24 protein-coding genes and 1 other RNA gene are annotated in these 26,398 nt (G+C 54.0%); 7 read left to right on the top strand and 18 right to left on the bottom strand.

Annotated elements, in window-relative coordinates; all coding sequences use genetic code 11:
- Nucleotides 1-122: 122 nt before the first annotated feature.
- Complete coding sequence (locus RT644_RS13855; protein ID WP_160271074.1) at nucleotides 123-734, bottom strand: YitT family protein; 612 nt, start codon at nucleotides 732-734, stop codon at nucleotides 123-125.
- Between the two features lie 84 nt (nucleotides 735-818).
- Here RT644_RS13855 and RT644_RS13850 point away from each other — a divergent pair, with 84 nt between their 5' ends.
- Nucleotides 819-2,240, top strand: a complete 1,422-nt coding sequence (locus tag RT644_RS13850) for a PLP-dependent aminotransferase family protein (RefSeq protein ID WP_045509198.1) — start codon at nucleotides 819-821, stop codon at nucleotides 2,238-2,240.
- Between the two features lie 3 nt (nucleotides 2,241-2,243).
- On the opposite strand, the gene RT644_RS13845 is transcribed toward RT644_RS13850, so the two are convergent.
- A complete protein-coding gene (locus RT644_RS13845) occupies nucleotides 2,244-2,837 on the bottom strand; it encodes a hypothetical protein (RefSeq protein WP_313627077.1) in 594 nt (197 codons plus the stop codon).
- 156 nt (nucleotides 2,838-2,993) lie between these two features.
- On the opposite strand from RT644_RS13845, the gene RT644_RS13840 reads away from it, so the two are divergent.
- Nucleotides 2,994-3,404: a GFA family protein gene (locus RT644_RS13840; protein ID WP_313627076.1), complete on the top strand. Its 411-nt coding sequence runs from the start codon at nucleotides 2,994-2,996 to the stop codon at nucleotides 3,402-3,404.
- A 31-nt stretch (nucleotides 3,405-3,435) separates the two neighbouring features.
- Here the strand turns inward: RT644_RS13840 and ffs are convergent.
- Nucleotides 3,436-3,532: signal recognition particle sRNA small type (gene ffs / locus RT644_RS13835), an RNA gene on the bottom strand.
- Between the two features lie 165 nt (nucleotides 3,533-3,697).
- Here ffs and RT644_RS13830 point away from each other — a divergent pair.
- On the top strand, nucleotides 3,698-4,009 hold the full coding sequence (locus RT644_RS13830; protein ID WP_313627075.1) for an MGMT family protein: 312 nt from the start codon (nucleotides 3,698-3,700) through the stop codon (nucleotides 4,007-4,009).
- Between the two features lie 32 nt (nucleotides 4,010-4,041).
- Here the strand turns inward: RT644_RS13830 and RT644_RS13825 are convergent, their stop codons facing one another.
- A complete protein-coding gene (locus RT644_RS13825) occupies nucleotides 4,042-4,611 on the bottom strand; it encodes a YbaY family lipoprotein (protein ID WP_020456783.1) in 570 nt (189 codons plus the stop codon).
- Between the two features lie 215 nt (nucleotides 4,612-4,826).
- On the opposite strand from RT644_RS13825, the gene tesB reads away from it, so the two are divergent.
- A complete protein-coding gene (tesB, locus tag RT644_RS13820; protein ID WP_313627074.1) occupies nucleotides 4,827-5,687 on the top strand; it encodes an acyl-CoA thioesterase II in 861 nt (286 codons plus the stop codon).
- Between the two features lie 84 nt (nucleotides 5,688-5,771).
- Here tesB and amtB read toward each other — a convergent pair whose 3' ends face one another.
- The 5 genes from amtB to RT644_RS13795 form a co-directional block, all read right to left on the bottom strand.
- The gene (amtB, locus tag RT644_RS13815; protein WP_313627073.1) at nucleotides 5,772-7,058 is read right to left on the bottom strand and encodes an ammonium transporter AmtB; all 1,287 of its coding nucleotides are present in this window, start codon (nucleotides 7,056-7,058) and stop codon (nucleotides 5,772-5,774) included.
- A gap of 31 nt (nucleotides 7,059-7,089) precedes the next feature.
- On the bottom strand, nucleotides 7,090-7,428 hold the full coding sequence (gene glnK, locus RT644_RS13810; protein WP_002891893.1) for a P-II family nitrogen regulator: 339 nt from the start codon (nucleotides 7,426-7,428) through the stop codon (nucleotides 7,090-7,092).
- Nucleotides 7,429-7,683: 255 nt separating this feature from the next.
- Nucleotides 7,684-9,462, bottom strand: coding sequence for a SmdB family multidrug efflux ABC transporter permease/ATP-binding protein (locus RT644_RS13805; protein ID WP_097406278.1), 1,779 nt, complete (start codon nucleotides 9,460-9,462; stop codon nucleotides 7,684-7,686).
- On the bottom strand, nucleotides 9,455-11,218 hold the full coding sequence (locus RT644_RS13800; RefSeq protein ID WP_045509212.1) for a SmdA family multidrug ABC transporter permease/ATP-binding protein: 1,764 nt from the start codon (nucleotides 11,216-11,218) through the stop codon (nucleotides 9,455-9,457). The genes RT644_RS13805 and RT644_RS13800 overlap by 8 nt, the downstream gene beginning before the upstream one ends.
- A 51-nt stretch (nucleotides 11,219-11,269) precedes the next feature.
- On the bottom strand, nucleotides 11,270-11,728 hold the full coding sequence (locus RT644_RS13795; protein WP_017458897.1) for an Lrp/AsnC family transcriptional regulator: 459 nt from the start codon (nucleotides 11,726-11,728) through the stop codon (nucleotides 11,270-11,272).
- 115 nt (nucleotides 11,729-11,843) lie between these two features.
- Between RT644_RS13795 and RT644_RS13790 the strand changes: the two genes are divergently transcribed.
- Nucleotides 11,844-12,890, top strand: a complete 1,047-nt coding sequence (locus RT644_RS13790) for a PLP-dependent cysteine synthase family protein (RefSeq protein ID WP_097406280.1) — start codon at nucleotides 11,844-11,846, stop codon at nucleotides 12,888-12,890.
- A 42-nt stretch (nucleotides 12,891-12,932) separates the two neighbouring features.
- Here RT644_RS13790 and cof read toward each other — a convergent pair whose 3' ends face one another.
- Entirely contained in the window at nucleotides 12,933-13,751 is an 819-nt protein-coding gene (cof, locus tag RT644_RS13785; RefSeq protein ID WP_313627072.1) for an HMP-PP phosphatase, read from the bottom strand.
- Nucleotides 13,752-13,861: 110 nt separating this feature from the next.
- On the opposite strand from cof, the gene RT644_RS13780 reads away from it, so the two are divergent.
- Both RT644_RS13780 and queC read left to right on the top strand, forming a co-directional pair.
- The gene (locus tag RT644_RS13780; RefSeq protein WP_313627071.1) at nucleotides 13,862-15,559 is read left to right on the top strand and encodes an SgrR family transcriptional regulator; all 1,698 of its coding nucleotides are present in this window, start codon (nucleotides 13,862-13,864) and stop codon (nucleotides 15,557-15,559) included.
- A gap of 66 nt (nucleotides 15,560-15,625) precedes the next feature.
- A complete protein-coding gene (gene queC, locus RT644_RS13775) occupies nucleotides 15,626-16,321 on the top strand; it encodes a 7-cyano-7-deazaguanine synthase QueC (RefSeq protein ID WP_045509222.1) in 696 nt (231 codons plus the stop codon).
- Nucleotides 16,322-16,418: 97 nt separating this feature from the next.
- Here the strand turns inward: queC and RT644_RS13770 are convergent, their stop codons facing one another.
- The 8 genes from RT644_RS13770 to tig form a co-directional block, all read right to left on the bottom strand.
- A complete protein-coding gene (locus tag RT644_RS13770; protein ID WP_313627069.1) occupies nucleotides 16,419-16,826 on the bottom strand; it encodes a YbgC/FadM family acyl-CoA thioesterase in 408 nt (135 codons plus the stop codon).
- A 95-nt stretch (nucleotides 16,827-16,921) separates the two neighbouring features.
- Nucleotides 16,922-17,305, bottom strand: a complete 384-nt coding sequence (locus RT644_RS13765; RefSeq protein WP_045509224.1) for a helix-hairpin-helix domain-containing protein — start codon at nucleotides 17,303-17,305, stop codon at nucleotides 16,922-16,924.
- 151 nt (nucleotides 17,306-17,456) lie between these two features.
- Nucleotides 17,457-19,334 carry a peptidylprolyl isomerase gene (gene ppiD / locus RT644_RS13760; RefSeq protein ID WP_313627066.1) on the bottom strand — a complete coding sequence of 626 codons (1,878 nt, stop codon included), beginning with the start codon at nucleotides 19,332-19,334 and terminating at the stop codon, nucleotides 17,457-17,459.
- A 209-nt stretch (nucleotides 19,335-19,543) separates the two neighbouring features.
- Nucleotides 19,544-19,816, bottom strand: coding sequence for a nucleoid-associated protein HU-beta (hupB, locus tag RT644_RS13755; RefSeq protein WP_017458889.1), 273 nt, complete (start codon nucleotides 19,814-19,816; stop codon nucleotides 19,544-19,546).
- Nucleotides 19,817-20,026: 210 nt separating this feature from the next.
- Nucleotides 20,027-22,381: an endopeptidase La gene (gene lon / locus RT644_RS13750; protein ID WP_313627064.1), complete on the bottom strand. Its 2,355-nt coding sequence runs from the start codon at nucleotides 22,379-22,381 to the stop codon at nucleotides 20,027-20,029.
- Between the two features lie 183 nt (nucleotides 22,382-22,564).
- On the bottom strand, nucleotides 22,565-23,839 hold the full coding sequence (gene clpX / locus RT644_RS13745; protein ID WP_017458887.1) for an ATP-dependent protease ATP-binding subunit ClpX: 1,275 nt from the start codon (nucleotides 23,837-23,839) through the stop codon (nucleotides 22,565-22,567).
- Nucleotides 23,840-23,964: 125 nt separating this feature from the next.
- Nucleotides 23,965-24,588, bottom strand: coding sequence for an ATP-dependent Clp endopeptidase proteolytic subunit ClpP (clpP, locus tag RT644_RS13740; RefSeq protein ID WP_017458886.1), 624 nt, complete (start codon nucleotides 24,586-24,588; stop codon nucleotides 23,965-23,967).
- 287 nt (nucleotides 24,589-24,875) lie between these two features.
- Nucleotides 24,876-26,174 carry a trigger factor gene (gene tig / locus RT644_RS13735; protein WP_020456770.1) on the bottom strand — a complete coding sequence of 433 codons (1,299 nt, stop codon included), beginning with the start codon at nucleotides 26,172-26,174 and terminating at the stop codon, nucleotides 24,876-24,878.
- Nucleotides 26,175-26,398 lie beyond the last annotated feature (224 nt).

The raw sequence follows: 26,398 nt of genomic DNA, 5'->3' as shown, positions 1-26,398 counted from the left end.
CTTTTCAACGCCAACGGATGTTGTTACACCAGAATCCCCTGGTCGTTTTATAAAGTAAACCGCCCGCTCAACACCAAAATTGAGGGGGGTGAATGGCGCAGCGCATTGCAGTGAATACACATTTATAAGGCTGGCTCGCTTTGTGGCTCAGGCTTTCGCGTTGGTTTCTGACGAAACCACGGCAGGCAAAGCTGGATCAGCGGGCCAATCGCCAGTGCGTAAACCACCGTGCCCACGCCAACGGTTCCCCCCAGCAGCCAGCCGATAAACAGCACAGAAACTTCAATCGCCGTGCGGATAGTCCGCACCGACCAGCCGGTGCGCGCATGAATACCGGTCATTAACCCATCACGCGGCCCGGCACCAAACCCCGCGCCAATATACATTCCGGTCGCGATGGCATTCACTACCACGGCGCAAACCAGTAAGGTGCCGCGAGCCACCAGCGAATTCAGCACCGGCATCAGCGACAACGCAGCATCGGCGGCCAGACCTAATACAATCACATTACTGATCGTTCCCAATCCGGGCCGCTGGCGCAGCGGGATCCACAGTAGCAGCACCAGCGCACCGGTCACGATCATCACCGTACCAATATCCAGCGATAACAATTTCATTATGCCTAAATGAAAGACGTTCCATGGGTCCGCGCCCAGATCCGCGCGTACAAACATGGCGGTAGAAACGCCGTACAGAACCAGACCTGTATACAGTTGAATTAATCGACGCAGCATTATTTTTCTCCGGTTGTCCAGGCTTTCATCTTTACCGGAAATGGACTTATTATTAATGTCCAGTTTTCAAATAGTGGACTGTATATGTCATCACGCCGTCTGGGTAGCCACTCGTTACACCGTCTGTTGGGCCACTGGCAACAACCCGCTTCGCGTACACCGTTATGGCGACAACTTGCCGACGCGCTGCGCCTGCTGATCCTTGATGGCAGGCTGGCAATGGAGACACGCCTTCCCGGAGAGCGTGAACTGGCCTCAATGCTCGAGATCAGCCGCACAACCGTTGCCAGCGCACTCGCACACTTGCGTGATGAAGGTTATCTGGAAAGCCGCCACGGCAGTGGCTCGCGGGTGATCCTGCCCGATAGCCGCGCGATACCCACGCTAAGCACGGCGGGCACAGCACTCGATCTCTCCACTGCCGCGCTCAGCGCTGGCCCGGAAATTCACCAGGCTTATACCCACGCGCTGGCGGCCATTCCGCCCTATCTTTCCCGCACCGGTTACGGGCAATTAGGTGTGCAGGCATTGCGCGAAGCGATTGCCACACGATACACCGCCCGCGGTTTACCCACGCATGCTGATGAAGTGATGGTAGTCAATGGCGCGCTCAGCGGTCTGGCGCTGATTCTGCGCATGCTGACCGGGCCCGGCGATCGCGTGGTGGTCGATCATCCAACCTACCCGCTGGCGATTGCCGCCATTCAGGGAGCGTCGTGCAGGCCGGTTGGCGTTTCTTTACCACAAACGGGCTGGGACATCGACGGTTTCGCCGCGACGCTGGCGCAGACCGCGCCACGGCTGGCTTATTTAATGCCTGATTATCACAATCCAACCGGCCGCTGTATGGATATCGCCACGCGCAGGGCCATCGTCAGCGTTGCCGCGCAAGCGCGCACCACCCTGGTGGTTGACGAAACGATGGTGGATTTGTGGTACGAATCTCCGCCACCACCGCCAATGGCGGCGTTTGATAGTAGCAGCACGGTAATTACGCTCGGTTCGGCGGGGAAAACGTTCTGGGGTGGGCTGCGTTTAGGGTGGATCCGCGCCTCATCGCGAACCATTGCCACGCTGGTGCAGACGCGCGATACGCTGGAACTCGGCTCACCGCTGCTGGAACAACTGGCAACGCTATGGCTGATGGAAAATGGCGAAAACTTCCTGCCCGCGCGTCGCGATATGCTCAAAGCACGACGCGATCGCTGTGCAGCGTTGCTGCGGGAACATTTCCCCGACTGGCGTTTCTCACTGCCGGAAGGCGGCCTCTCTTTCTGGATAGAGCTGCCCGATATGCTGGCAACGCAGTTTGCTGCCCGTGCAGAAACGATTGGTATCCACCTCGGCGCTGGCCCGCGTTTTGGGCTGACAGGGGCGTTTGAGCGTTATCTGCGTATCCCTTTCGCGCTGGATTCAAATGAGCTGGAAAACGCGCTACTGCGACTTAAACCCTTGTGGCTGGCGCTTCGCGAAACGCAAGCGCCATTAAAACGTAGCGTGGTGTAAAACTCAGGCCGCAGGCGCTGTCAGCGGCTTTATCGACTGGCTGTTAACCCAGCCAGTGGTGCTTTTCCCTGACTCGCTAATAAACTGGATCTGCGTCCAGCCCTGCCCGGTTTTCAGCACTCCCACCACATCATCTTTAACAATCCACGCCTTGCGCCGCGTGCTGGTATCCGGTGTGCTGCTGAGATAAACCCGCTCATCAACCACTTCGGCGAGAGAAACCCATTGTGTCGACTGGGTTTTACTCAACACAATCCCCTCGTTGATCTGCGGCACCATCACATTCATGCAGCCGTCATGGTTTTGCCCGTTCGCAATCTTCAATGTCACGCCGTCCGCCGTAGCGGAAAGATGCCCCGGCAGCATATCGGAAGACCAGCTGGAAATTTCCGCCTCCCCGGCCGGAGAGACGTTACCCGCCAACGCAAAGGAACAGTTTCGCGTCATGCCAACACCCATGGTTTCAGAGTAGTAGCCCGTGACCTGCCCGGAGGGTGATACCGCCAGTTGCAGCTCTTCATAAACCCCCGACTGCAACGTAGCGGCAAAAGATGCCGTCGGTACCCATAACGTCAATGCCAATACGATGTTGCGCATACTCCCTGCCCTTTTATCAGAATTATTTTTTGCGGCTACAGCGTACCGTTTCTGCATAAAAACATCACCAGTGAACCCACGCGTTTTCCCCCACCAAAAAAGGTAAAAAAGGCTAAGGTTGAAAGACCCGTTTGATTTGTCTTGATGAGGAAAGCGATGGCGGAAAAATTAATGGCGCAGTGTCACTGCGGCGCGGTGGCGTTTTCTGTGCAGCTTTCGGACGGTTTTAACACTGTGCGGCGCTGTAATTGCTCTTTTTGCCGAATGCGCGGCGCAGTTACCGTGTCGGCCCCGCTCTCGGGCATTGAGGTGATTAAAGGCAAGGATAAATTGACCGAATATCGCTTTAACACCGGAACAGCTGTGCACTATTTTTGCTCGATTTGCGGCATCTACACCTTCCATCAGCGGCGCTCAAACCCGGATCAGTATGGTGTCAATGTGGCCTGTATTGCTGGCGTTTCGCCCTTCGATTTTGCGCAAGTTCCGGTTTCAGAAGGTGTTAATCACCCTTCGGATGGCGGAGAAGATGGCATTGCGGGGTATTTGCGTTATTCACGCGAGTGAGAAAAACAAAGGAAGCAGAATTGGGTGGGGGCCCTGCCAGCTACATCCCGGCACACACGTCATCTGCCCTGGCTGCTTCCTTCCGGACCTGACCTGGTGAACAGAGTAGCGTTGCGGGAGAACCAACAGAGCCCCCATTGAGAGCGTTGTTAACCAACGCGCTGGCGCATTATCCCTATCCGGGATGGCAATTGCAAGCCGCGCCGGGGCGGATGCTGGTTTCTTGCGCAATCCCCTCTTCACAGCACACGATTGGCTGTTTATGCTGCCTCTTCTTCCTTCAGGACATCACAATGGATACACAGGACTCTTTCCCGCAGCGAGTGTGGCAAATCGTTGCCGCCATACCCGAAGGCTATGTCACGACCTATGGTGATGTGGCGAAGCTGGCCGGTTCACCGCGCGCGGCACGCCAGGTGGGCGGCGTGCTGAAACGCTTACCGGAAGGCAGCACATTACCGTGGCATCGGGTGGTGAATCGTCATGGTTGTATCTCGCTGACCGGGCCGGATCTACAGCGTCAGCGTCAGGCGCTGCTGGCGGAAGGCGTGGTGGTGTCGGGAAATGGGCAAATCGATTTACAGCATTATCGCTGGATCTATTAAGGCTCCTCCCAACCGGGAGGAGCACAATCAGATTAGTACTGCGTCGGCGCAGGTGTCGCTTCCGACGGGTTTACCTGAGTCGGAGAAGTGGAAGGCACTGTTGTTGCCGCCCCACCACTTTGTTGCAGCGGCACAGCGGTTTGCTGTACCGGCACCAGCGTCAGGTCAACTTTCGTACCGCCCTGGTTGATAACCGGCTTAACCGTATCGGTAATAAAGACGATTTTGTTGTCAATGGTAATCGCCGCGCTCAGCAGGATGCGGGCGTTGGGCTGAATATCCGCCGGGTTAAATGGCAGCACAAAGCTAAACGGTGACTGTTTACCTTCAGTACGGACAGCTTTCTGCGCCAGTACCTTCGACGGCGCATCTGCCTGCGAAGCATCAGAAACCGTCACGGTGAGTACCGCGTTTGGCGGCAACGCCACTTTCTGACGGATCCAAACCGTACCCGAAACATTCGGTTGCGTGATCGCCGGTTTATTTGTTGCCGCAGGTGCATTTGGGTTAGGTGCAGGTGTCGGAATATCGCCGCCCTTTTGGGCGCAGGCAGACAGCGCGACCGCGACTGCTAAACCACTTAACATGTGCACGAGTTTCATTGATTTCTCCTTATCTTCAATGCACCGGCAGGCGTTTCGCCCGCCAGGATGTGTGGTCAAACCATCGTAACCTGAACAAGTGTGGCACACGTGCGAGATATATTCCTGCAAACTGCCATCTATTCAGATTATTGAACCCATCGGACCAGCAATTTTTCCAGGTTATACTATTCGGATAATTCGCTCCGTCAGCCGTTATTAATTTGAGGAAATCTATGAGTCAGGCGTTATCCAATCTGCTGGCATTACTGAACCTGGAAAAAATTGAAGAGGGCTTGTTTCGCGGGCAGAGCGAAGATCTCGGCTTGCGCCAGGTTTTTGGCGGCCAGGTCGTAGGCCAGGCTTTGTATGCCGCCAAAGAGACCGTTCCTGCCGAGCGCCTGGTGCATTCATTCCATAGTTACTTTTTACGTCCGGGCGATAGCGAAAAACCGATTGTTTATGATGTGGAAGTGCTGCGTGATGGCAACAGTTTCAGCGCCCGACGCGTTGCGGCCATCCAGAACGGCAAACCTATTTTCTATATGACCGCGTCGTTCCAGGCACCCGAAACCGGCTACAAGCACCAAAAAACGATGCCGCCGGCACCGTCGCCGGATTCACTGCAATCCGAAACGGATATTGCCCGCGCGCTTGCCCACTTGTTGCCTCCGCAGGCCAAAGAAAAGTTTCTCAGTGACAAGCCTCTGGAGATCCGCCCGGTTGAGTTTCATAACCCGCTAAAAGGCCACGTTGCCGATCCCACCCGCCAGGTATGGATCCGCGCAAACGGCACCGTGCCGGACGATTTCCGCGTGCATCAATATCTGCTTGGATATGCTTCGGACTTTAACTTCCTCCCGGTTGCGCTTCAGCCGCATGGTGTGGGCTTTCTTGAGCGTGGTATGCAGGTTGCCACCATTGACCACTCCATGTGGTTCCATCGCCCGTTTAATATGAACGAGTGGTTGCTCTACAGTGTGGAAAGTACGTCAGCTTCCAGCGCTCGCGGTTTTGTGCGCGGCGAGTTCTATACGCAAGAGGGTGTGCTGGTGGCCTCCAGCGTGCAGGAAGGCGTTATGCGCAATCGCAACTAACTGCGCTTTAAACGCTTTAAATGCTTTAAAAAGAAAAGCCTCCGATCGGAGGCTTTTTTATGCTCAGGAGATAACTCAACGTAATCAGGCGTTATAGGCGTTTTCGCCGTGGCTGTTCACATCCAGCCCTTCACGCTCTTGCTCTTCCGGTACGCGCAGACCTACCGTCATGTCCGCCAGTTTGTAGCCGATAAAGGCCACCACGCCAGACCACACGATAGTGATGGCAACGCTTTCCAGCTGTACCAGCACCTGATGGCTCATGGTCACACCTTCAGCGAAACCGACACCGCCCAGCGACGTAGACGCGAAGATACCCGTCAGGATACAACCGACGATGCCGCACACACCGTGCACACCGAAGACATCGCACGGGTCATCTACACGCAACATACGTTTCAGCGCAGTAACGCCCCACAGTCCAGCCAGACCGGCAATCAGACCCACAATCAGTGCGCCGCCGACCCCCACATAACCACAGGCCGGGGTGATACCAACCAGACCCGCGATGGCACCAGAACAAGCACCGAGCAGAGACGGCTTGCCGCGCATTGCCCATTCGCCAAATACCCACGCCAGAATAGCGGCCGCAGTAGCAACGACAGTGTTCACGAAGGCCAGCGCCGCGATTTCGTTCGCCGAGCTTGCAGAGCCAGCGTTGAAGCCAAACCAGCCAACATAGAGGATAGCGGTACCAGTGAAGACCATCGGCAGGTTATGCGGTTTGAATGCTTCTTTGCCAAAGCCCACGCGTTTGCCAATCAGGTAAGCACCCACCAGACCTGCAATCGCGGCGTTGATGTGAACAACCGTACCGCCCGCGAAATCCAGCGCGCCGTGGGTTGCCAGCAGACCGCCGCCCCAGACCATGTGTGCAATCGGCACGTAAGAGAGCGTCAGCCATACCACCACAAAAATCAGCACCGCAGAGAAGCGAATACGCTCAGCCAGCGCGCCGACAATCAGGCCAACGGTGATACAAGCGAAGGAACCCTGGAACGCCACGTGGATGTACTGATAAATGCTGCCCATCACGGCTTTCAGTTCGATGTTTTTCAACATTGCCCAGTTGAAGCTGCCGAAGAAGCTGTTGCCCTCGCCAAATGCCAGCGAGTAGCCATACACCACCCACAGGATGCACACCAGAGCGAAGGTGACGGCAACCTGCGTCAGCATCGACAGTACGTTTTTACCGCGGATCAAACCGCCGTAAAAAAGCGCAATGCCTGGAATGGTCATAAACAGCACCAGCGCGGTGCAAATCATCATAAAGCCGTTGTCGGCTTTATCCGCCACAGCGGGAGCCGCCATCGCCAGGCCTGGCAACAATGCCAGCGAAGCAAGAGCTGTTTTTAATGTTGTGTTTTTCATTGTTCCGATCCCCATCACTGTGTGTCTTGTATTACAGTGCCGCTTCGTCGGCTTCGCCGGTACGAATACGAATGACGCGTTGCAGCTCGGCAACGAAGATTTTGCCGTCGCCAATTTTTCCGGTGTAGGCCGCTTTGCTGATCACATCGATCACTTCATCGAGTTGATCGTCAGCGATAGCCACATCAATTTTCACTTTTGGCAGGAAATTGACGCTATATTCCGCACCGCGGTACAGCTCTGCGTGACCCTTCTGACGGCCAAAGCCTTTCACTTCAGTTACGGTCAGCCCTTGAATACCAATAGAAGAAAGCGCTTCACGCACGTCTTCAAGTTTGAATGGCTTAATCACCACGGTAACCAGCTTCATAGATCCCCCTCCAGTCGAATTCGATAATGGCCGCAGCTAACACGCAATAGACATTGCAATCGTTGTGCCAGGAATGAAAACAGGGAAGATTTCAGGTTGTTAGTGCGCCCGGACGGGCAGAGCAAGAAAGGGGAAAAAGTTTGCTTGTGATTCGGCAGGTTAAGCGCAAAGAAAAACGCACCATGACAGTGCATGGTGCGTTACTTTTTTGCACCAACAGAGAGTCCGTGAAGGTGCGTGCTTAATTTTGGTGCATCAGGCGATAAGCGACTCTTCGCGCGCGCTGGCAGCCAGCTCCTCACCGGCAAGCTGCAACTGATACATCTGCCAGTAACGGCCTTTCGCTTCAAGCAGTTGCTGATGAGTACCGCGCTCAACTGCCTGACCGCGATGCAGCACCAGAATCGTTTCTGCCTCAACAATGGTCGATAAACGGTGGGCGATCACCACCAACGTCGTATGCTCACGCACGGCCGCCAGCGCGTGCTGAATTGCCTGTTCGGTGCCGGAATCGATGTTCGCTGTCGCTTCATCCAGAATCAGGATCTGCGGCGTATCAACCAGCACGCGCGCCAGCGCCAGCAGCTGTTTTTGCCCCACCGAGAGGTTATTACCCTGCTCGCCCAATCGTGTGTAAATACCGTCGCTCATCGTGCGCGCCAGCTCAGCTAACTGCACCGTTTCCAGCGCTTTCCACACCTGTTCTTCGCTGATTTCACGCCCCAGCGTCACGTTGGCGTAGAAGCTGTCCGCCAGCACTACCGGATCCTGCTGCACCATCGCCACACCTTTGCGCAGCGGCGCATGCCCTAATGCAGACAGAGGACGCCCGTCCAGCCGGATCTCCCCTTTCGTCAGCGGGTAATAGCCCATTAACAGGCTGGCCAGCGTACTTTTGCCACTGCCGGTGTGCCCGACCAGCGCGACAAAACTGCGCGGCTCCACGTGCAAGGAGATATCCTGCAGCACCAGTTGATCGTCGCGGTAAGCAAAAGAGAGATTGTCGATATCGATAGACCCGCTTTGCAGCGGCGCGTCATCGTAGCCGTAAGTCTGGCGCGGCCTGTCCATCAGCTCGAACACGCGCTCACCAGCGACTACCGCCTGCTGCAGCATCGACTGCTGCGTTGTCAGTTCAATCAACGGCTCGTTAAGACGCCCGAGATAGCTGATGAAGGCATACAGCACCCCAACCTCTACCGTGCCTACGGACGAGAAACCGAACAGCATCAGCAAGCCACACAGCACCAGCGCGGAGAAAAGGCTCAACAGCGGACGCAGCAAAAAGCCGTCCAGCCGCAGGGTTTGCATGCGGGCGATATAGTGCGAACGGCTGGATTCGCTCATGCGTTCCCCAAAACGCGCCTGCTGGCGAAACTGCTGAATAACGCTCATCCCGTTGATGATTTCGTTGAAACCATCATTGATATCCGCCAGATAAGCACGCATACGCCGCACAATCGGCGTGCTGTAACGCTGGTAAAGCAGCATCACTATCAGCACCGCCGGGAAAATCGCCATCGCTACCAGCGCCATGCGCCAGTCGAGGCTAAACATCGCTACCAGCATCGCGCCAATCAGCGCCGCGCTGCGCAACACCGTTGCCACCACCGTGACGTAGAGATCGCGGATCACTTCAGTATCATTGGTCACGCGCGAAATAATCTGCCCGACAGGCTGGGTGTCAAACGCGCTGAGCGGCTGACGCAGGGCGGCATCCATCACATCGGTACGCAACTGTTGCACCACGCCGACCGCCGCCTGGTTAAACAGCAGCGCTTGCGCATAATGCAGCAGGGCCGCAAGTAATTGCAGGCCGACATACACCGCCGCCATCCCGGCAACCACGCCGAGCGGCAGATAGTTTTTCGCCACCATATTATCGATAAAGTAGCTGATCAGCGCCGGGCCGGAGACTTCGGCAATCGCCGCGACCCACAGCATCAGCACCGCTTTAGCCAACGGTTTGCGCCACGGCGAGCCGTATTTCAGCAAGCGTTTCAGCGTTGGCCACTGTTTGGTGAAATTACGCATCAACCGCCTCCTGCGGAACATCATTCAGCGCCGCCTCAAGTTGCTGATAGCGATACATATCGCGATACCAGCCCGGCTGGCGCGCCAGTTGCTCGTGCTGGCCGCGTTGTGCGATGTGCCCATGCTGCATGACAATAATCTCACTGGCCTCGGTCAGCGCCGACAGGCGATGCGCGCTGATAATAACGGTGCGTCCTTCGCCCCACTGGCGCAGGTTGTGCAAAATCTGGTGTTCAGTACGGCCATCCACGGCGGAGAGCGCATCATCAAGGATTAAAATCTCCGCATTCAGCAGCAGCGCACGGGCAATCGAGATCCGCTGTTTTTGCCCGCCGGAAAGCATCACACCGCGCTCACCCACTTCGGTGTCATACCCCTGTGGCAAACGCAGAATATCGTCGTGCACGCTGGCAAGTTTCGCCACATGCTCGATCTCCTCCTGCGTCGCGCCAGGTTTACCCAGCGCAATATTGTTGCCCACGGTATCGGAAAAGAGGAATGGCGTCTGGTTGACCACCGCCAGTCGGCTGCGCCAGGCGTCCAGTTGCAGGCGCGTCAGGGGGATATCGTGAAAACGGATATCGCCCTGCTCAACATCGAAATGGCGCTGAATCAGAGAAAGCAATGTGGTTTTCCCGGCGCCTGTCGGGCCGCAAATGCCCAACATCTGGCCTGGCGCCAGCGTCGCTGCCACGTTGTTAAGCACCGCGCTCCCGGTCTGCGGGTAACGAAATTCACGGATGGCGATATTCAGGTTACCGCGCCCTTCCGGCACAGGTTCGGTGCCGTCATTCACTACCGGTGCTTCCGCCAGCATATCGCGGATACGGCTATAAGCCGCGCTGCCGCGCTCGACGATATTAAACATCCACGCCAGTGCCAGCATCGGCCAAATCATCAGCCCCAGATACATAGCGAAGCTGGTCAACTGGCCGAGCGTTAAGGAACCGTGCACCACCATCCAGCTACCGCCGCCAATCGCCAGCATATTTGCCATACCAATGGCGATATAAATAGTGGGATCAAAACGGGCATCTACGCGCGCCACGCGCATGTTTTTTGCTCCGGTATCTGCCGCCTCACGGCTGAACAACGCCGACTGGCGATCCTCCAGACCAAACGCTTTGATCATGCGAATGCTGGTCATGCTCTCCTGGGTTCGATCGTTTAACGCGGAAAACGCCGCCTGCGCCAGCTTAAAGCGCTGATGCAACTGATCGCCGTAACGCTTGATAACCAGCGCCATAATCGGCATCGGTAATAGCGACAGCAGCGTGAGCTGCCAGCTGATTTGCGTTGACATCACCACCAGCACCACGCAGCCCATCACCAGCGAATCCACCAGCGTCAGCACCCCTTCGCCCGCGGCAAAAACGACGCGATCGACATCGTTGGTCGCGCGGGCCATCAAATCACCGGTGCGGTGGCGGAGATAAAATTCCGGGTGTTGTCGGCTCAACTGACGGTAAAAATCTTCCCGCAACTCAACGGCCAGTTGATAGGATGCACCGAACAGCCAGACGCGCCAGACGTAGCGCAGCAAGTAGGTGACAATAGCCACAGCGACCAAAACACCTACCCACATCCACACTTGTTGCGTGGTGAAGTGCTGTTCGGTGACGCCATCCACCACGATCCCCACTACTTTGGGCGGGATGAGCTGCAAGATAGCAATGATAATAAGTAAGGCGACAGCCCCGAGATAGCGTTGCCATTCCCGGCGAAAGTACCAGCCTAACTGAGCAAATAATCGCACGCGGTTACATCCTGAACGTGATTTTCCGGCAGTGAATTACTGCCGCGAGGGTTATTCAATGGGCAAAGCCGTGGTGTATTTTATCTGTTCCATGGCGAAGCTAGAAGTGACATCTGACAGCCCCGGAACGCTGTTCACCAGCTTCTTGTAAAAGTCGTCATAGCGTTTCATATCTGCCACCTGCACACGCAGAAGATAGTCGTATTCTCCCGCCATGCGCCAGAAACCGAGCACTTCCGGCATCTGCGTGACTTCGTTAACGAAACGGCAGTACCAGTCGCTGCTATGATGCTGGGTTTTGATCAGCACAAATGCCGTTAAATTTAACCCCAGTTTTTCGGCATCCAGCACCGCCACCCGACCGAGTAAAATGCCGTCATCTTCCAGCCGCTTCAGACGTTTCCAGCACGGTGTGGTGGTCAGATTAACGGCATCTGCCAGCGCCTGCAAAGAGAGCGAACAATCCTGTTGCAGCAGCGAAAGCAGTTTGCGGTCAATTTTATCTAACATTACCCACCTCAGGAGAATATTTTTCTCTTAACAGTCTAATACAAAGGCGAAATGACAACCCTTTTTTCTTTCTCTTTCGCTAGACTGGGCACAAAATGACAAACGGATAACCACCATGAATAGCAACTGGGTTAAATACGCTATCAATGAAATCAATGCGGACGCACAGCGCTCAGCAGATACCCATTTGATCCGCCTGGCATTGCCGGGTTTTGCAGGCATCAACCTCTATTTAAAAGATGAAAGCACTCACCCGACCGGCAGCCTGAAGCACCGTCTGGCGCGCTCGCTGTTTCTTTACGGCTTATGCAACGGCTGGATCAAAGAGGGCACCACGATTATTGAAGCCTCCTCCGGTTCCACGGCGGTTTCAGAGGCGTGGTTCGCACGGCTTTTAGGTTTACCGTTTATTGCCGTGATGCCGCACTGTACGGCGAAACGCAAGATTGAACAGATTGAGTTCTACGGCGGTCGCTGCCACTTTGTCGATAGCGCCTGCGAGATTTACGCTGAGTCCGAACGGCTGGCGAAAGAACTGAATGGTCACTATATGGATCAGTTTACTTTTGCCGAGCGCGCAACCGACTGGCGTGGCAATAACAACATTGCCGACAGTATTTTCCGCCAGATGAAAAATGAACCGCATCCGCAACCCGACTATATTGTGATGAGCGCGGGTACTGGCGGGACTTCCGCCACCATTGGCCGCTATATTCGCAGCCAGGGGTATGACACCCAGTTGATGGTGGTCGATCCTGAAAATTCAGTGTTTCTCGACTACTGGCAGCATCGCGACGCCAGTCTGCGAAGCGCGGTAGGCAGTAAAATCGAAGGCATTGGCCGCCCGCGTGTGGAACCCTCGTTCATTGCCGACGTTGTTGATGAGATGCTGCGCGTGCCGGATGCGGCAAGTATTGCCACCGCGCAATGGCTGGAAACGCAACTGGGGCGCAAAGTGGGAGCATCCACCGGTACCAATATGTGGGGCGTGTTGCAGCTTGCCGCACGAATGCGTGAAGAAGGTCGCAGCGGCTCAATCGTGACGCTGCTGTGCGACAGCGGTGAACGCTATCTGGACACTTACTACAACCCGCAATGGGTAGCGGCGAACTTTGGTGATATTGAGCAGTGGAAAGCCGAAATCACCCGCCTTACGGCATAAAAAAAGCCAGGCAGTAGCGCCTGGCTCGCTGGAAAGATCTTTTCATTCGGGGGAATAAGGAAGATTGGGTGTGTCCAGCCAGTGGGTCAAAAAGTGTGATACTGCCTGATCCCGGCAGTGTCCAATTACCGGTAAATGGGGCAGCGCCGCACGCAGTTGCGGCATGGCGTTGCCCATGATCATTCCTTTTCCGACGCTTTCGAGCATCTCTCTGTCATTCATCGCATCGCCAAATGCCATGCAATCCTGCAACGAATAACCCAGCGTTGTGCTGAGCACCGCCAGCGCCGAGCCTTTATTGCACCCCACCGGCAGGATTTCCAGGCAGTCCATCGCGGAGAAACACAAGTGTGCGCGTGCGCCCAGCACCTCATTTAACTGAATGCGCAAACGGCAAAGATCGTCGTGATCGCCAACAAAGCAGATTTTGGTCACGTCATGCGCGGACAGGCGTTTGAGATCGGTGATCTGGTAAGTAAACCCGCTGTAAAGGTGCGCCTGCAATGTCTCTGGCAGCGCTTTGTCGGTCAACCAACCCGAATCATTGAAAACATGGACAGTGGCCTCGGTTTCCCAGCGGCTGTGCAGCACCAGATCGGCCACTTCCGGGCTGAGATCCTGGCGATACAATACGTCACCTTCACGAGAATGGATCCGCGTACCGTTGCCGGTAATTAAAAAAGCGTCGATCGCGATAGCGCTAAGAATACGGCGCATCTCCAGCGCGTGACGCCCGGTGGCAAAAGCGAGCGTCACCTCCCGCTCATGCAAGCGCCGGAGGGTTGCTAAGGTTTGGTCGCCCAAACGATGGTCGGGCATTAACAGGGTGCCATCCATGTCAAAAGCGGCCAGACGTGCCATGATTTTTCTCCGCTTGTCGTGCGTTTTTGTGAAGTTCAGTGTTGTGTTCCAGTATTGCGTGGGATATACGGAAGTAATAGTGAATAGATAAAAATTATTGTTCCGGGTTTATGCGACAACTCAATCGGCTTAATCAATACCAGCGTCTGTGGCAGGCATCCGCCGGTGAGGCGCAATCCGTCAGCATTGGTGAACTGGCAGCGCGCTGTTTTTGCAGCGAGAGGCATATGCGCACGCTACTGCGCCAGATGCAGGAAGCAGGTTGGTTAACCTGGCAGTCGCAATCCGGGCGCGGCAAGCGCGGCGAGCTCCATTTTCTCGCCACGCCTGAATCCCTGCGTAGCGAAATGCTGGAGTTCGCGTTAAACGCCGGGCAACAGCAGAACGCGCTGGCATTGGCGCAGCTCGATCCTGACGATCTGCGCGCGTTGCTCAATCCCTTTCTGGGTGGCTTATGGCAAAACGAAACGCCGACGCTGCGTATTCCCTATTATCGCCCGCTGGATCCGCTGGTACCGGGCTTTCTCCCCGGCCGTGCGGAGCAGCATTTAGCCGGGCAGATTTTTAGCGGCTTAACGCGTTTCGTCACGCGCAGTTTCCAGCCGCAGGGCGACCTGGCGCATCACTGGGATATCAGCCCGGATGGCTTGTGCTGGCATTTTCATCTGCACTCAACGTTGCACTGGCATAACGGCGACGCCGTGACGGCTGAACAGTTGCAGGCGCAACTGCACAAGCTGCTGACGCTGCCCGCCCTGCAAAAGCTATTTGCCAGTGTCGAACGCATCGACATAACGCATCCCTGGTGTTTGACCTTCAAGCTGCATCACCCGGATTACTGGCTGGCGCACAGGCTAGCCAGCTATGGCAGCCGCCTGGCGCACCCGCAGCAGCCGATGCTGGGCACCGGGCCTTTTCGGCTGGTGACATTCAGCCGGGAACTGGTTCGCCTGGAAAGCCACGACTATTACCACCTGGGCCACCCGCTGCTTAAAGCGGTGGAATTCTGGATAACCCCGCAACTCTTTGAGCAAGATCTCGGCACCAGTTGTCGGCACCCGGTACAGATTGCCATTGGCGAGGCCGATGAGTTGCAACACTTGCAGCCGGTGAGTAACAGTATCAGCCTGGGGTTCTGCTACCTTACTCTGCGCCCGGGTGCACGGTTGAATGATGCCCAGTTACGCAGGCTGGTGCAGATTATTCATCACTCTTCGCTGCTGCAAACGCTGCCGCTGGATGAGAATCTCATCACGCCAAGCCAGGAGCTATTACCCGGCTGGCAAATGCCAGACTGGCCCACTGAACAGGTTTCGCTACCGGGCAAACTTACGCTGGTTTATCACTTACCCGTGGAGTTACACACCATGGCGGAACAGTTTAAGCGGCATTTGCAGACGCTTGGCTGCGAGTTGACGGTGATTTTCCATGACGGCAAAAACTGGGAAGGTTGTACTCATCTCGTCAGCGCCGATTTGATGATGGGTGACAGGCTGATCGGCGAAGCGCCAGAATGCACGATGGAACAGTGGTTGCGCTGCGATCCGCTGTGGCCAAACCTGCTGAGTACGCAACAATTTGCGCATCTGCAAGCTACACTGGATGCGGTTCAGCGCCAGCCCGACGAACAGCAGCGCAACCGCGCGCTACAGGATGTTTTTTATCACTTGATGGACAACGCCATTCTCACGCCGATGTTTAATTATCAGTACCGTATCAGTGCGCCGCCGGGCGTGGAAGGGATCCACTTAAATACGCGCGGCTGGTTTGATTTTGCCGAAGCCTGGCTCCCTGCCCCATTGCTGTGAAGAAGCTGGTCGCTGCCAGTCGCTCGCGCTACCATAGCGCTTTATTTGTCATTGTCAGGAAGAATTATGAAACGTGCCGTTGTTGTGTTTAGTGGCGGACAAGACTCCACAACCTGCCTGGTCCAGGCGTTACAGCAGTACGATGAAGTGCATTGCGTAACCTTTGATTACGGCCAGCGCCATCGTGCTGAAATTGATGTGGCACGAGAACTGGCGCTAACGCTGGGCGCACGCGCGCATAAAGTGCTGGATGTAACGCTGCTGAATGAACTGGCGGTGAGTAGCCTGACGCGCGACAGCATCCCGGTTCCGGATTATGAACCCGACGCTACCGGCATTCCGAACACCTTCGTACCGGGGCGTAATATTCTGTTTCTGACGCTGGCCGCCGTGTATGCCTATCAGGTACAGGCGGAAGCGGTGATCACCGGCGTATGCGAAACTGATTTTTCTGGTTATCCCGACTGCCGCGATGAGTTTGTTAAGGCGCTGAATCATGCGGTTAACCTGGGCCTGGCAAAAGAGATTCGTTTCGAAACGCCGCTGATGTGGATTGATAAAGCCGAAACCTGGGCGCTCGCTGATTACTGGGGCAAGCTGGATCTGGTACGCAGCGAGACACTGACCTGCTATAACGGCATCAAAGGCGATGGCTGCGGGCATTGCGCAGCCTGTAACCTGCGCGCCAACGGTTTACAGCACTACCTGGCGGACAAACCCGCCGTGATGGCGGCAATGAAACAAAAAACCGGGTTGAAGTAAGCACAATACATGGCCCGGTGAGTATGCTCGCCACCGGGCTTTAGCCTGATGGCGGCATTGCTTTATCCGAACGACGAAACGACGCGAAAAGGATGAATTAATCGCCTTCGCGGATCATCTTCTCAAGCCTTTCTCTTAATTCACCTTCCAGCGCCAGCGCTTTTTGCGTTTTGAGATCGATACAGACGAACGTCACCAGCGCATCAGCAACCATTTGCCCCTCAGGGTTCAATGTCACCGCCTGGCTCAGTACACCGCTTTTGCCATTAATCTGCTGCACATGGCTGGTCACTGTAAGCACATCGCCCAATATGGCCGGACGGCGATAGTTGATATTGATATTGACCACCACGAAAGCGATGTTGTTGGCAGTCATCCATTTAAAGCTCTCGTTGTTTTCCAGCCCATCCCAGCGCGCCTCTTCAAGGAACTCAAGATAGCGGGCATTATTCACATGTTGGTAGACATCAAGATGAAAACCACGAACTTTGATTTGCGTCTGCATAGCGCTTTAACCTTCACTGTTTATAGTTATAGAGACAGAGGTCATACTGGTATGACCTCTCTATTCTGGCAAAGATTAGCGACTACGCAAGCGGCTTACAGCTTCAGATTCGACAAATTACGCTCAACCAGCGTCCCTCCTATGCCTGGCACCTGCTTAAGATCGTCTACAGATTTAAACGGGCCGTACTCTTCCCGATAGCTGACAATCGCCTGGGCTTTCTTGATACCCACGCCATTCATGACCCGTGACAGCTCTTCCGCCGTTGCGCTATTGATACTCACCCGGGTACCACCTTCATCATCCGCGCTTTTCGCCGCATCCTGCGCTTTGGTTTGCGCTGATGTGGCGGTATCGCTTTTACTTTGCTGCGCAGCGGGTGGCTTAGCCGCAGCAGAAGGCGCTGCCAGCGCACTGTGGCTCAGCGTCGCGCAAGCGAAGGACAGCGAAATTAAGAGTGCTTTGATTCCATGTTTCATCGTGTTTCTCCTTTGTTTTCAACGCCAGGCAACAATAACCACAACAAAGGACGCAGACAAAACACAAACATTCAAAATGGAAAAGGCCGCGAAAGCGGCCTTTAAGGTTTGCAGAGTATTACTCTTTTTTTGCGAGACGCATCGAGCCTTTTTATTGCTGTGGCTCAGCGACGATGTCACCCAGTTTGATCTTCGCTTCTTTACGCAAGTTGCTCATCAACGCTTCAAAAGCGATTTGCGCATTGTTCTGCGTGATGCCCTGCACCATCGCTTTCTTCTGCGCATCCGGCATCGTACCTGCTTTCACTTCGTCCAGCGCCATGATAACGACATTGCCTTGCTGATCGTTGGCGGTACCGAAGGAAGGTTTATCTTTTGCTGGCAGCGGCAGATTAAACGCCGCCTGGCTTACCGGATCCTGGCCAGTACGTGCCAGCGTTTTCGCCTCACCAAAGCTCAGCCCCGCCGCTTTCAGCGCATCATCACCTTTACCGGCTTTCAGCTCACCCAGCAGTTTATCCGCATCGAGTTTTGCTTGTTGCTCCGCTTTGTTGTGCTTCACGATTTCTCTGACCTGGGTTTTTACCTCGTCCAGTGGCTTGATCGCTTCGGCTTTGTGATCGGAGATACGCAGCACAAATGCGCGGTCACCATCAACGGTGATGATGTCGGAGTTGCTGCCCGGCGTGCCGTTCTGCCCTACCAGACCACCATTGAAAATGGCATCGCTTACCGGTTTGAAATTCAGTTCTTCCGGCAGGTTATCGCGACCGAACCAGCCGGTCTGTACTGCTTTGGCACCAGCAGCCTGCTCCGCACCTGCCAGCGATTCGTTATCGTTGCTCGCCGCTTCGCTCACTTTCTGCTGCAGCGCGTACCATGCATCCAGCGCTTTTTCCTGCTTCACTTTTGCTGCCAGTTCATCACGCACATCATTCAGCGGTTTCACCTGCGCAGGCTGGATATCATCCAGACGTGCAACCAGGTAACCCACAGAAGATTTAATGACGCCAGATAGCTGGCCTTTCTCTTTCAAACCGGCGTTTTTAAGCTCTTCCGGCGTGGTGGCGTCTTCAAGCCAGCCCATATCACCGCCGTTACGCGCAGAGATAATGTCCGCAGATTTCGTTTTTGCCAGAGCCGCAAAGTCCGCGCCTTTTTTCAGCTCATCCAGCACCGCTTTCGCTTCATCTTCCGTTTTGGTCTGGATAATGCTGTAGCGATTACGCTGCGGCTGCGTGAACTGATCCTGATGCTCATCGTAATAGGCCTGGATTTGCTCGTCGGTGACGTTTTCCTGCATCGATGCAGCATCCAGCTTGATATAGCTTACGCGGAATTGCTCGGGCGAAACAAAGCGGCTCTTGTTCTGATCGTAATAACTGGCAACTTCTTCATCGCTTGCGGTCTGCTTCGCCGCCAGCGCGTTGACATCAATCACTGCCTGGCGCACAACACGCTGTTGAGCGACCAGTGCAGCCAGCTCGTCAGTCTCACCTTTGAGCATGAAATCAGTACCGGCAACGGCGTTAACCAGCTGCTGCGAGGTTAACTGGTTGCGCAGCGCCTGAGCATATTGATCGGTGCTCATCCCCATCTGGTTTACGATGGCGCTGAAGCGATTGTTATCAAATTTACCGTTAGCCTGAAATGCCTGAGTAGCGAAAATCGCTTTTTTCACCTGATCATCGCTAATGCCAAGACCCAGGCTTTTTGCGTACTGGTCCAGCAGCGCTTCATCAATTAAGCGGTTAAGCACTTGCTGGCGCACAGATTTCATGTAGTTTTCGTTGGCCGCCAGCTCCGAGAACTGATCGCCCAGCTGTTGCGCCATGCGGTTGCGCTCGCTATTCACCGCATTTTCAAACTGTGAACGGCCGATTTCCTGACCATTTACTTTTGCGGCGTAATTATTGTTACCGCCAATCAGGTAGTTACCTACGCCAGTCAAAATGAATGACACGATAATCAAACCCAGAATGATCTTGAGCACGACGTGATTTGCCGCCGCGCGTAAATTGTCCATCATGGTGTAACAACACTCCGCTGTAGGTGACTGTAGATCTCAGGCAGCTCAAGTTGCCCGCTGCGTGTAAACGCGTATTTTGACAAGAAAACGGGGCAATTGTTAGCCCGCATCGCGTATTAACTCGCAGAAAGTGCGTTTGCACAAATAAAAAAGGCACATCTCGCGATGCGCCCTTGTAGTTTGTCGCTATCCCTTCAAGGGGAAGGCGATCAGTTTACTGCGTCTTTCAGTGCTTTGCCTGCGCGGAAACCAGGAACTTTAGCCGCAGCAATGGTGATTTCTTTGCCGGTCTGAGGGTTGCGGCCTGTACGGGCAGCACGCTCTTTAACAACAAAAGAGCCAAAACCTACCAGCGCTACGTCGTCCCCGGATTTCAAAGAATCAGTAACGGCAGCAATAAAAGCATCTAACACACGTCCAGCCGCAGCTTTAGAGATGTCAGCATCTGCGGCAATCTTGTCTACCAGTTGAGATTTATTCACTCTACTCTTCCTCTCTTTATAATTTATATCGCACCTGAATCCTTCACAGCGCGACCGCGCAGCAGTTATATCAGGCCTGTCATGCCCTTACAACACCAGTTGATGATGACACACCCAACCAGCAATCTAAATTAGCTATACAAAAAAAGGCTGGCAAGTCCGAAATCACTCACCAGCCTTGTTTTTATTAACGCACTTTGCGCAAGGTCACTATTTTGCCGTTACGACTTGCATACCAAAGGGTACATTCTGCAGCGCGAGGGCGAGAACTTCTTCAATACGCTTGACCGGATGGATATCCAGATCCGCTACAACGTTGTCCGGGATCTCTTCCAGATCGCGCTTGTTTTCGTAAGGAATCAGAACAGTCTTAATGCCCCCACGATGCGCCGCCAGCAGTTTTTCCTTCAGTCCGCCAATCGGCAGAACCTGGCCACGCAGGGTGATCTCCCCTGTCATCGCCACGTCTGCACGAACCGGATTACCGGTCAGACAAGAAACCAGCGCGGTGCACATCGCAATCCCTGCGCTTGGGCCATCTTTTGGCGTCGCACCTTCCGGCACGTGAACGTGAATATCACGTTTTTCATAGAAATCGCCGTTGATACCGAGTTTTTCCGCGCGGGCACGCACAACCGTCAGCGCAGCCTGGATAGACTCCTGCATCACTTCACCCAGAGAACCGGTATAAGTCAGCTTACCTTTGCCTGGGACACAGGCGGTTTCAATAGTCAGCAAGTCGCCGCCCACTTCCGTCCAGGCCAAGCCGGTGACCTGACCTACACGGTTTTCATCGTCCGCTCGACCGTAATCAAAGCGCTGCACACCAAGGTAGTCATGCAGGTTTTCACCGTTGATTTCGATATGCTTCAGAGACGGATCCAGCAGCAGCTGTTTCACCGCTTTTCGGCACAGTTTCGAAATTTCGCGTTCCAGACCACGCACACCCGCTTCGCGGGTGTAGTAACGGATAATACCAATGATCGCGCTGTCATCAACGGTCAACTCACCCGGTTTCAGTGCGTTACGCTCAATCTGTTTGGTCAACAGGTGACGTTTGGCAATGTTCAGTTTTTCGTCTTCGGTGTAACCAGAAAGACGTATCACTTCCATACGGTCCAGCAGCGGCGCCGGAATATTCATGGAGTTGGAAGTCGCAACGAACATAACATCGCTGAGATCGTAGTCCACTTCCAGATAGTGATCGCTAAATGCCACGTTCTGTTCCGGATCCAGCACTTCCAGTAGCGCTGAAGCCGGATCGCCGCGCATATCGGATGACATTTTGTCGATCTCATCGAGCAGGAACAGCGGGTTTTTCACGCCCACTTTTGCCATCTTCTGAATCAACTTACCCGGCATAGAACCGATGTAAGTACGGCGGTGACCGCGGATTTCTGCTTCATCACGCACGCCGCCCAGCGCCATACGGATGTATTTGCGCCCGGTAGCCTTCGCTATCGACTGACCCAGAGAGGTTTTACCTACTCCCGGAGGTCCAACCAGGCACAGAATCGGCCCTTTCAGTTTGTTCATACGGCTCTGAACCGCAAGATATTCAAGGATGCGGTCTTTGACACGTTCGAGGCCGTAATGGTCGGTATCAAGGATTTCCTGTGCCTGGCGCAGATCTTTTTTGACCTTGCTACGCGCGTTCCACGGTACCTGCACCATCCATTCGATATAGCCGCGCACCACGGTTGCTTCCGCAGACATCGGCGACATCATTTTCAGCTTTTGCAGCTCCGATTCGGCTTTTTCTTTTGCCTCTTTCGGCATTTTCGAAGCGTCGATTTTACGCTTCAGCGCTTCGTTTTCGTCCGGCGCGTCATCCATTTCGCCCAGCTCTTTCTGAATGGCTTTCATCTGTTCATTCAGATAGTACTCACGCTGGGATTTCTCCATCTGCTTTTTCACGCGATTGCGGATGCGTTTCTCAACCTGCAGCAGATCGATTTCAGACTCCATCATCGCCATCAGATATTCCAGACGTTCGTTGACGTCGGACATCTCCAGCACGGACTGCTTATCCGCCAGCTTCAGCGGCATGTGTGCAGCGATGGTGTCAGCCAGACGCGCAGGATCGTCGATGCTATTGAGCGACGTCAGCACTTCTGGCGGGATTTTTTTGTTGAGCTTGATATAGCCTTCAAACTGGCTGATCGCAGTGCGCACCAGCACTTCCTGCTCGCGCTCATCGATAGCCGGCGAGTCAAGGTATTCTGCTTTCGCTGAGAAATGCTCACCATCGTCAGCAAGCGTGGTAATGCGCGCGCGCTGAAGCCCCTCGACCAGCACTTTTACCGTGCCATCGGGCAGTTTCAACATTTGCAAAATAGACGCCACGGTCCCGACGGTGAATAGATCGTTTACACCCGGCTCATCCGTTGAGGCTTCCTTCTGTGCAACCAGCATGATTTTTTTATCATGGTCCATGGCCGCTTCCAGACAACGGATAGATTTTTCCCGTCCCACAAATAACGGAATGACCATGTGCGGATAAACCACCACATCGCGCAACGGCAATACGGGGATTTCAATGCGTTCAGAACGCTCAGGATTCATAGAGCTCTCTCTTAGTTTAAAGTCCGCCAGGTAATCAGGTGACGTGACTGTGCAACACGCACCATTAACATGTAAAGCAGTATATGGGGATGTTTCCCACACATTCAACGCTGTGTTTACGGAAAAATAAAAGGGGAGATAAAATCCCCCCTTTTCGATTAACTGATTGTAAGATTTGGCTAATTATTCGCCAGACGCCTGCTGCGCTTCCGGTTTGCCATAAATCAGCAAGGGTTTGGTTTGACCCGCGATGACCGACTCATCAATCACCACTTTCTCGACATCTTCAAGTGATGGCAGATCATACATGGTGTCCAGCAGCGCGGCTTCAACGATAGAACGCAGCCCGCGAGCGCCGGTTTTGCGCACCATTGCTTTCTTCGCGATAGCGTCGAGCGCTTCGTCGCGGAATTCGAGATCCACGCCTTCCAGGTTGAACAGCGCCTGATACTGCTTAGTCAGGGCATTTTTAGGCTCTTTCAGGATCTGAATCAGCGCTTCTTCACTCAATTCACTCAGCGTTGCAACAACTGGCAGACGGCCGATGAATTCAGGGATCAGACCAAATTTAATCAAATCTTCCGGTTCAACCTGCGCCAGCAGTTCGCCTTCGTTGGCTTTTTCAGATTTTCCTTTCACCGTTGCGCCAAAACCAATGCCGGAGCCGGTTTCAACACGGTGAGAAATCACTTTATCCAGGCCTGCGAACGCACCGCCACAGATAAACAGGATTTTAGAGGTATCAACCTGCAAAAACTCCTGCTGCGGATGCTTACGTCCACCCTGTGGCGGAACCGCAGCCACGGTGCCTTCGATCAGCTTCAGCAGCGCCTGCTGTACACCTTCGCCGGAGACATCACGAGTAATCGACGGGTTATCAGACTTACGGGAGATCTTGTCGATTTCATCGATGTAGACAATCCCACGCTGCGCTTTCTGCACGTCGTAGTCGCACTTCTGCAACAGTTTCTGAATAATGTTTTCTACGTCTTCACCCACGTAACCTGCTTCGGTTAACGTCGTAGCATCGGCCATGGTGAACGGGACATCCAACAAACGCGCGAGCGTTTCCGCCAACAGCGTTTTACCGGAACCCGTCGGCCCGATAAGCAGGATGTTACTTTTACCCAGTTCAACGCCGTTGCTGGTGTCGCCATTGCGCAGACGTTTGTAGTGGTTATATACCGCGACCGCCAGCACTTTTTTCGCCTGCTCCTGACCGATGACATAATCATCAAGATGGTGGCGAATTTCATGCGGGGTCGGCAGCGCGCTGCGCTCGCGATGCGGCGCAACCTCTTTAATCTCTTCGCGAATAATGTCGTTACACAGATCCACACATTCGTCGCAGATATACACGGATGGCCCGGCGATCAGCTTACGCACTTCATGCTGGCTTTTGCCGCAAAAAGAGCAGTACAACAGTTTGCCCGAACCATCTTTGCGTTTATCTGTCATGAGTCAAAACCTCTTATCTGTTCTTTGTGCCGCACATGACGACGCATATGCCATTCCAGGCGCAAAACGTTACTCAAGCGTGTGCCGCTTGTACTCATTAGTATAGCGGCACCTGCAGCCTGAGCTTAGTTACGATGGGTTAAAATTGAATCAACCAGCCCGTATTCAACCGCCTCTTGCGCGGCAAGGAAGCGGTCACGTTCTGTATCGCGTTCAATTTGTTCTAAAGATTGACCCGTATGATGCGCCATAAGTTCATTCATGCGCCCTTTCACTTTCAGAATCTCGCGCGCGTGGATTTCAATATCCGTCGCCTGGCCCTGATAGCCGCCCAGCGGCTGGTGAATCATCACACGTGAGTTTGGCAGGCAGAAACGCTTGCCCTTCGCACCCGCCGTCAGCAGGAATGCGCCCATTGACGCAGCCTGGCCCATACAAATTGTGCTGACGTCCGGCTTAATAAATTGCATGGTGTCATAAATTGACATCCCTGCGGTAATTACCCCGCCAGGGGAGTTAATGTACAGGTAAATGTCCTTTTCCGGGTTTTCCGCTTCCAGAAACAGCATTTGTGCCACAATCAGGTTCGCCATGTGGTCTTCAACCTGACCAGTCAGAAAAATTACGCGTTCCTTGAGAAGACGGGAGTAGATATCGAAAGAGCGCTCACCGCGTGAGGTCTGTTCAATAACCATTGGCACCAGGGCCATATGGGGTGCAAAGTTGTCTCGTTCGCCGCTGTATGACATTTCCGTCTCCTGGATAAAAAATTAACAAACCTGCTGTACTGATTGTACTTGAGTGAGCGGGGTCTGACTACGACGCCTCACGGACGGATTATCAGCCAGAGTCTTTTCTGTCGCTATTCCCTTAGTGGGGATGACATTACCTGATTTCAAGCATAACAATCTTTTGCTGTTACGCTAACACTGAAACGACCTTTTAGCACAGATCTGATAGTCCTGATGCGATAAAAAAAGCCCGTCACCAGCAAGCAGGTGACGGGCTTATTGCTTTTAGCTATCGCAGAAGTCGATTAAGCCTGTTGGTTCATCAGTTCGTTAAAGGAAGTGGCTTTTTCAGTCACTTTCGCTTTTTCCAGAACCGCTTCAACCGCTTGTTCTTCCAGCGCAACGTTACGCATGTTTTCCATCAGCTCTTTGTTTTTGCTGTAGAATTCGATCACTTCTTTCGGATCTTCATATGCAGAAGCCATCTCTTCGATCAGGCCTTTAACGCGCTCTTCGTCAGCTTTCAGCTCGTGGGTACGAATAACTTCGCCCAGCAGCAGACCAACCACAACACGACGTTTTGCCTGCTCTTCGAACAGCTCACGCGGCAGTTCCAGAGCTTGTTTCTCGTTGCCACCGAAACGCTGTGCAGCCTGACGGCGCAGAACGTCGATTTCGCTGTCAATCAGTGCGGCCGGAACGTCGATTTCGTTCGCTTTCACCAGGCCTTCAATCGCCTGAGATTTAACACGGTTACGCACCGCGCCTTTCAGCTCACGCTCCATGTTTTTGCGTACTTCAGCGCGCAGACCCGCAACGGAGCCATCTTCCACGCCAAAGCGTTTGATGAACTCTTCGGTCAGTTCCGGCAGTTCACGCTCTTCAACTTTCTTCAGGTTAATGACGAATTTCGCCGCTTTACCTTTCAGGTTTTCTGCGTGGTACTCTTCCGGGAAGGTCACGTCGATGGTGAACTCTTCGCCCGCTTTGTGGCCTTTAATACCGTCTTCGAAACCCGGGATCATACGACCCTGGCCCATTGCCAGTACGAAATCAGTGGCTTTGCCGCCTTCGAATTCTTCGCCATCAACGGAACCAGTGAAATCAACGGTCACGCGATCTTCAGCGTCAGCAGCGCCGTCTTTGTCTTTCCAGGTCGCCTGCTGCTTGCGCAGCGTTTCCAGCATGGTGTCCACGTCAGCATCGGTCACTTCAACAACCGGTTTTTCAACTTCGATGGTATCCAGCGCTTTCAGCTCAACTTCCGGGTACACTTCGAACTCTACAGAGTACGTGAAGTCTTCGCCCAGTTTGTATTCGCCCGGAACATAGTTCGGCGCGCCAGCTGGGTTGATTTTTTCCTGAATGATCGCATCGATAAAGTTGCGGCTCATCAGATCGCCCAGAACGTCCTGGCGAACAGACGCGCCATAACGCTGAGCAACAACAGTCATCGGTACTTTACCCTTACGGAAGCCGTCAATACGCACTTTCTTCGCTACGTTGACCAGCTCGCTCTTCACAGCGGTCTCGATGCTGTCAGCAGCGATTGTAATCGTTACACGGCGCCCAAGGCCCTGAGTGGTTTCAACTGAAACTTGCATCTTGTTACCTCAAAAAATCACAGTGCTCGGTCAACTCTACTCTGCGAAGCAAACCGTTTCGCTTGCAGAACCGGGATGTTCTCTCAAATCAGATATACATTCCCTGTCGTCAGAATCATCCCGAAGACATTCCGAAAAATAAGACGCAGCATTATAGCGGCATCACAGATATGAGTCGAGAACGGGAATGTCGCAATGGTGCGTCATTTTTCACACTTCTGAAG

This window comes from Kosakonia sp., from assembly GCF_032104925.1.
Taxonomy (GTDB): domain Bacteria; phylum Pseudomonadota; class Gammaproteobacteria; order Enterobacterales; family Enterobacteriaceae; genus Kosakonia.
Note: the sequence above shows the minus strand (reverse complement) of the source record. Positions and strands in the feature narration are given on the sequence as shown.

Coding starts and splice junctions, on each gene's coding strand:
- RT644_RS13855 (WP_160271074.1), bottom strand. CDS start 734: ATGCTGCGTCGATTAATTCAACTGTATACAGGTCTGGTTCTGTACGGC.
- RT644_RS13850 (WP_045509198.1), top strand. CDS start 819: ATGTCATCACGCCGTCTGGGTAGCCACTCGTTACACCGTCTGTTGGGC.
- RT644_RS13845 (WP_313627077.1), bottom strand. CDS start 2,837: ATGCGCAACATCGTATTGGCATTGACGTTATGGGTACCGACGGCATCT.
- RT644_RS13840 (WP_313627076.1), top strand. CDS start 2,994: ATGGCGGAAAAATTAATGGCGCAGTGTCACTGCGGCGCGGTGGCGTTT.
- RT644_RS13830 (WP_313627075.1), top strand. CDS start 3,698: ATGGATACACAGGACTCTTTCCCGCAGCGAGTGTGGCAAATCGTTGCC.
- RT644_RS13825 (WP_020456783.1), bottom strand. CDS start 4,611: ATGAAACTCGTGCACATGTTAAGTGGTTTAGCAGTCGCGGTCGCGCTG.
- tesB (WP_313627074.1), top strand. CDS start 4,827: ATGAGTCAGGCGTTATCCAATCTGCTGGCATTACTGAACCTGGAAAAA.
- amtB (WP_313627073.1), bottom strand. CDS start 7,058: ATGAAAAACACAACATTAAAAACAGCTCTTGCTTCGCTGGCATTGTTG.
- glnK (WP_002891893.1), bottom strand. CDS start 7,428: ATGAAGCTGGTTACCGTGGTGATTAAGCCATTCAAACTTGAAGACGTG.
- RT644_RS13805 (WP_097406278.1), bottom strand. CDS start 9,462: ATGCGTAATTTCACCAAACAGTGGCCAACGCTGAAACGCTTGCTGAAA.
- RT644_RS13795 (WP_017458897.1), bottom strand. CDS start 11,728: ATGTTAGATAAAATTGACCGCAAACTGCTTTCGCTGCTGCAACAGGAT.
- RT644_RS13790 (WP_097406280.1), top strand. CDS start 11,844: ATGAATAGCAACTGGGTTAAATACGCTATCAATGAAATCAATGCGGAC.
- cof (WP_313627072.1), bottom strand. CDS start 13,751: ATGGCACGTCTGGCCGCTTTTGACATGGATGGCACCCTGTTAATGCCC.
- RT644_RS13780 (WP_313627071.1), top strand. CDS start 13,862: ATGCGACAACTCAATCGGCTTAATCAATACCAGCGTCTGTGGCAGGCA.
- queC (WP_045509222.1), top strand. CDS start 15,626: ATGAAACGTGCCGTTGTTGTGTTTAGTGGCGGACAAGACTCCACAACC.
- RT644_RS13770 (WP_313627069.1), bottom strand. CDS start 16,826: ATGCAGACGCAAATCAAAGTTCGTGGTTTTCATCTTGATGTCTACCAA.
- RT644_RS13765 (WP_045509224.1), bottom strand. CDS start 17,305: ATGAAACATGGAATCAAAGCACTCTTAATTTCGCTGTCCTTCGCTTGC.
- ppiD (WP_313627066.1), bottom strand. CDS start 19,334: ATGATGGACAATTTACGCGCGGCGGCAAATCACGTCGTGCTCAAGATC.
- lon (WP_313627064.1), bottom strand. CDS start 22,381: ATGAATCCTGAGCGTTCTGAACGCATTGAAATCCCCGTATTGCCGTTG.
- clpX (WP_017458887.1), bottom strand. CDS start 23,839: ATGACAGATAAACGCAAAGATGGTTCGGGCAAACTGTTGTACTGCTCT.
- clpP (WP_017458886.1), bottom strand. CDS start 24,588: ATGTCATACAGCGGCGAACGAGACAACTTTGCACCCCATATGGCCCTG.
- tig (WP_020456770.1), bottom strand. CDS start 26,174: ATGCAAGTTTCAGTTGAAACCACTCAGGGCCTTGGGCGCCGTGTAACG.